The organism is Stappia sp. (assembly GCF_048261845.1).
In the GTDB taxonomy this organism is placed as follows: Bacteria; Pseudomonadota; Alphaproteobacteria; order Rhizobiales; family Stappiaceae; genus Stappia.
The window spans coordinates 1-5,731 of record NZ_JBLXFR010000125.1 but is presented as its reverse complement, the minus strand read 5'-3'; the positions used below and the strand labels follow the sequence as shown (position 1 = coordinate 5,731).

The 5,731-nt window shown below is 67.5% G+C and carries 4 protein-coding genes; all 4 read left to right on the top strand.

The genetic code is table 11. The features are described from left to right. On the top strand, window positions 1-1,118 hold a 1,118-nt coding region (locus tag ACN0T5_RS21640; protein WP_417770674.1), incomplete at its 5' end, for an aminoglycoside phosphotransferase family protein. Window positions 1,119-1,225: 107 nt separating this feature from the next. Next, entirely contained in the window at window positions 1,226-1,927 is a 702-nt protein-coding gene (locus ACN0T5_RS21635) for a nucleotidyltransferase family protein (protein WP_417770675.1), read from the top strand. A gap of 26 nt (window positions 1,928-1,953) precedes the next feature. After that, entirely contained in the window at window positions 1,954-5,082 is a 3,129-nt protein-coding gene (addB, locus tag ACN0T5_RS21630) for a double-strand break repair protein AddB (RefSeq protein ID WP_417770673.1), read from the top strand. Continuing rightward, window positions 5,079-5,731, top strand: a 653-nt coding sequence (locus tag ACN0T5_RS21625; RefSeq protein WP_417770672.1) for a UvrD-helicase domain-containing protein, incomplete at its 3' end; no start/stop codon positions are given. The genes addB and ACN0T5_RS21625, both read left to right, overlap by 4 nt.

The following is a 5,731-nucleotide window of genomic DNA, read 5'->3' as shown; positions in this document are numbered from 1 at the left end:
CGGCGCGCCGCGTCAGCCTGCTTGTCTCGGACCCCGTTTGGCGCGCCCGTGTCGAACGGACGTTTGCCATTCGTGAACTGATCGAACGTGCCGGGTTCGGTGATGCGCGGCGGCGCTATTTCCAGGGAGATGCATCGCCGCGCCGCTACGAGACCGTGCGTTCGGGAGCGCGCCGCGCGATCCTGATGAATGCGGCGCCGCCGCCGCCCCAACCGGTGCTGCGTGACGGCCTGAGCTATCGCCAGCTCGTGCATTTGGCGGACGGCGTCGATGCGGTGGTTGCCGTGGCGGAGGCGTTGCGGTCGCGCGGCCTTGCCGCTCCTGAAACGCTCGCTGTCGATCTCGCGGAAGGTCTCGTCCTGCAGGAGGATCTCGGTCGCGGCGCCATCGCCGAAAACGGATCTCCCGTCCCCGAGCGCTACCTGGCTGCCGCCGACCTTCTTGCGCACCTGCATGATGCGCCGCCGGAACCGGCGCTGCCGCTCCCCGGCGCGGGCGATCGCCGGTATGCCCTGCCGGAGTTCGATATCCGTGCCCTGATGGTCGAGGCCGAACTGTTTCTCGACTGGTATCTGGCAGGGTCGGCGGCACAGGGCGATGCCGCAGTGAGGCAGTCCTTTGCCCGCGTGTGGCGGCCGCTGCTGCAGCAGGCGGTATCAGGTTCGCGAAACTGGGTACTGCGCGACTTCCACTCGCCCAATCTGATCTGGCGGGACGGGGAAAAGGGGCTTTCCCGGCTCGGCGTCGTCGACACGCAGGACGCGATGATCGGCCCGGCAGCCTACGATGTAGCATCCCTTGCCATGGATGCGCGGGTCGACATTTCCCCGACATTGGAACGCGATATCGTTGCACGCTATGTCGGTTTGCGTGCCTCGGCGGACAGCGCCTTCGATGAGCAGGAGTTTCGCCGGCAATATGCAATCATGGCGGCTCAGCGTGCCACCAAGATCCTGGGTGTGTTCAGGCGTCTGGCCGCGCGTGACGGCAAGCCCGCATATCTTGTCCACATTCCGCGGGTACGCGATTATCTCGCCCGGGCCCTCGCTCATCCCGAGTTGCAGGAACTGGCGGACTGGTTCTCGGCGCATGCGGATATCGGGTGCGGCGGTGAATGATCACGCAAGGCTTGCGACGCTGGAAGAAGGACAAGGATTGGGTGACGAACGCGATTGGCAATAACAAGCCCGGTTCGCAAGAGGGCATGCATCGCCCTCGTCGCGCCATGGTGCTGGCCGCCGGCCTCGGCAAGCGCATGCGGCCGCTGACAGAAACAACGCCGAAGCCGCTCATTCCTGTCGCCGGCCGGACCCTGATCGATCGTGCCTATGACAAGCTCGTTCCGGCCGGGGTCGAGACGATCATCGTCAATGTCCACTATCTGGCCGACATGGTCGACGCCCATGTTCGGGCCTGGCCTGCCCCGACGAACGTGCTGGTATCCGATGAGCGTGACGAACTGCTGGAAACCGGCGGCGGTATCGTCCGGGCGCTGCCGTTGATCGGCGAGGACCCTTTCTATCTGGTCAACTCGGACAGCACATGGATCGAGGGCGTGACCCCCAACCTCGATCATCTCGCCCGGACCTGGGATCCCCGGCGCATGGATGCGCTTCTGCTCTTGTCGGAACTTGCCGGTGCGGTCGGATACGACGGGAAAGGTGACTTCACGCTGGATCCGGCCGGCCGGCTGGAGCGGCGCGGCGAGCGCGTGCTCGCACCGTTTGCCTATGCCGGGGCGGCGATATTGCATCCGCGTCTCTTCGACGAGGCGCCTGCGGGGGCCTTTTCCCTCAATCTGCTCTTCGATGTGGCGATCGCGCGGGGCACGCTCTACGGTGCGAAGATGGAGGGCGTTTGGCTGCATGTCGGCACGCCGCACGCGATCGAGGCCGCCGAACAGGCAATTCGTGACAGCACCGCCTGACGCACCGGACGCCAAAGGGGAGGCAGATGACAACACGGCGTCGCGACGGCGTTTACACCATTCCGCCGTCGGTCCCCTTCTTGCCCACGCTTGTGGAGGCGCTGTTCGACGGGCGGCTGGTTGAAGGGTTCGATCCCGTTGGTGACCCGCTGGCGCTTGCGGATGTCACGCTCTATCTGCCGACACGGCGTGCTGCCCGTGCCGTCATGCCTCTGATCCGCGACCGTCTTGGCGGCAGGGCGAGCCTGATGCCCTCGATCCGGCCCCTTGGCGACGTGGAGGAGGACCTGCAGCTTCTCGCCGGCGGTCCGCTTCTCGATGGGCTGCCTCCTGCGATTTCCGGGATGGAGAGGCTTTTCGCCATGACGCGTCTGGTCGGCGCCTGGGAAGGGGCGATGCGCCGGGAAGTGCTGAACCTTCCGGAGGGCGCGGTTCTGCGCGCGCCGGCCTCCGCCGCCGACGCGGCGTGGCTTGCCGGCGACCTTGTCGCGCTGATGGACGAGATGGAGACCGAGGAAGTCTCCTGGCAGGGGCTCGCCACTCTCGTCCCGGAAGACCATGCCCGCTACTGGCAGATCACGCTCGACTTTCTCAAGATCGCCATGGAGCACTGGCCCGCCTATCTCGGCGAACGCGGGGCGATGGATCCGAAGGCCAGGCGGTCGGCGCTGCTTCGTCGCGAAGCTCGCCGGTTGCGTGACACGCCTCCGCGCGGTCCGGTAATCGCCGCAGGCGCGACGGGCTCGATCCCTGCCACGGCGGAACTGCTCGCGGCGATCTCGCAACTGGAGAAAGGTGCGGTCGTGCTGCCGGGCTTCGACCGGGACATGGACGAACGGTCATGGGCGGCACTGGTCGGCGATCAGGAGACTGCCGGTAGCCCGAGCCATCCGCAATACGGCATGGCCCGGCTTGTCGGAACGCTCGGGCTTGAGCGGGGCGAGGTTCGGTCCCTGGCATCTCCCGCAAATCCTGGCGACGCGCTTCGCAGCCGCCTTGTCGCCGAGGCCTTGCGGCCGGCCGAGACGACGGATGCCTGGCCGGTCGTGGCCGCAGAGTTTTCCCGCGATGCGGTCGAGGCGGCTTTCGCCGGTGTCGACCTGCTGGTCGCGCGCAACGAGGCGGAAGAGGCGCTCGCCGTCGCGACAGTCCTGCGGCAATCCGTGGAGGACGGCAAGACGGCGGCTCTGGTGACGCCGGACCGGACGCTCGCCCGGCGGGTTGCCGTCGAACTCAGCAGGTGGGGCCTTCAGGCCGACGACAGCGCGGGGCGGCCGCTCGACCAGACACCGCCCGGCGTTCTGGCGCGTCTGGCTTCGTCCCTGGCGCTCGAAGGGCTGGAGCCGGTGGCTCTTCTTGCATTGCTGAAGCATCCTTTGACGCGACTTGGTTTGCCGGCAAAGAATATACGGGCGGCGGCGCGCGCGCTGGAACGCGCCGTGCTGCGCGGACCCAGGGGGCGGGCCGGAACGGCGGGCCTGCGCGATGCGGTTGCCGCAGCACGCGAGCTGGCCGAAGACGGCGAGCAGCGGCGCATGCCGCGCTGGCAGATCCTGCATGACGATGACTGGGACGATGTCGCCGATCTCGTCGAGCGGCTGGCGGATGCGCTGTCCCCGCTTGAGCGCCACAGCGGCATCCGTGAACCGCTCGATGTCTCCGTGCTCGTTGCGGATCTTGAAGAAGTGCTTCGCCGTCTTGCCCGTGATGCCGACGGTGACAGCAGCGAACTCTATGCCGGGGAAGCGGGAGAGGGACTGGCGGCCGCATTCAGCGAGATGCTCGCGGCGGCACCGGCGGGCCTTGAGGTGCCCCCGGTTGACTGGCCGGCGGTTTTCGTCGCGCTTGTCTCGGGCATCAATATCCGGCGCCGTCTGCCCGGCGATCCGCGGATCGCGATATTCGGCCCCATGGAAGCCCGTCTGCAGGTCTTTGAAACCGTGATCCTGGGCGCGCTCAATGAGGGCAGTTGGCCGCAATCGACCCGCAACGATCCATGGCTCAACCGGCCGATGAAGGGCGGGCTGGGGCTGGATCCGCCAGAGCGGGGCATCGGAGCCGCGGCGCATGACTTCACCCAGGCGCTGGGCGCGCGCCATGTGGTGCTGTCGCGGGCCGAACGCTCGGGCGGGGCGCCAACGGTCGCCTCGCGCTGGCTGCTGCGCCTGACGACGCTGCTCGGGCGCGACGTGTCCGCCCGGATGCGCGCGCGCGGCGCCTCGCTGCTGGCTCTCAGCCGCCACATCGACCGGGTTTCCGGCGAACCGGAGCCTGCACCTCGTCCGCAGCCCGCGCCACCGGTTGCCGCAAGGCCGCGCCGGATCTCGGTGACCGAGGTCGAGACACTGATCCGCGACCCCTATGCGATCTACGCCCGCAAGATCCTTGTGCTCGACCCGGTGGAGCCGGTGGGCGGCGATCCGGGTGCTGCGGAAAAAGGCACCCTGATCCATGATTGCCTTGCCGAGTTTCTTGCCGGCTGGCGCGGTCCGCTCGACGACACGGCTCTGGCGCGGCTGCTCGAAATCGGCCGTGCGCGCTTCGCCTCGCTTGATGCCTTTCCGGCGGTGCGTGCGGTGTGGTGGCTGCGGTTCGAGCGCATCGCCGAGGCGTTCATTCGTCACGAGAATGGCGTTTCCGCAAACATTGCCGAGCGGCATCTGGAGATCGGCGGAGTTCTTGACCTCGACCTGTCGCCGGGCGGTGTCGTGACGCTGTCGGCGCGGGCCGACCGCATCGACCGCTTGCGTGACGGCACGCTGGCCGTCATCGACTACAAGACGGGTCAGGCCCCGAGCGACAAGGAGGTTTCCTCGCTTCTCGCGCCGCAATTGCCGCTCGAGGCGGCCATGATCGCCGGCGGCGCGTTCCCCGGCATAGACCGGCAGGCGCCCGTCTCGGATATTGCCTATCTCCGTCTTTCCGGCGGCCGGCCGCCGCTCGAATGGAAGCCGCGCGTGCCGAAGGAACGCAGTGTGGAAGAGTTGGCGACCGAGGCCCTGGCGCGTACGCGCAATTTGTTTGCCGGCTATCAAAATCCCGAAAAGGGATATCTTTCGAGGGCGCGGGTGCGCAAGGAGTCCGAACTGGGTGGCAGCTACGATCACCTTGCGCGGGTGCGGGAATGGTCGCTCGACGGGAGCAGCGACGAATGAGTGCCTTCGAGATCCCGCACGCCACCCGTGCGCGTCAGGCGCTTGCCGCCGATCCCTTGCGGTCCGCCTGGGTCAGCGCCAATGCGGGCTCCGGCAAGACATTCGTGCTCGCCAGGCGCGTCATTCGCCTGCTCTTGTCGGGCACCGCACCATCGCGCATTCTCTGCCTGACCTTCACCAAGGCTGCCGCGTCCGAAATGGCCAATCGCGTGTACGAGACGCTGGGCGCATGGACGGGACTGGACGACGACGCCCTTGGCCTCGAAATCGAGGATGTCGAGGGGCATCGTCCCGACCCGGCCCGCCTGGCGCGGGCCCGGCATCTGTTTGCCACCGCGCTTGAAACTCCGGGCGGGTTGAAGATCCAGACGATCCACGCGTTCTGCGAGGCCTTGCTGCACCAGTTCCCCTTGGAGGCCAATGTCGCCGGCCACTTTCAGGTGCTCGACGACCGGCAGTCGGCGGAGCTTTTGACGGGTGCACGTGCGCGGGTACTCACCGCCGCCGAACGCGCGCTCGGCAGCGATCTCGGCCGGGCGCTTGTGTTTCTTGTTTCCGAAATGCCGGACAAGACCGTGGAGGCCGCGCTCTCGGAGCTCGTGTCGCGCCGCGATGCGTTGCGACGCTGGTTGCGCGAGGCCGGTTCCGT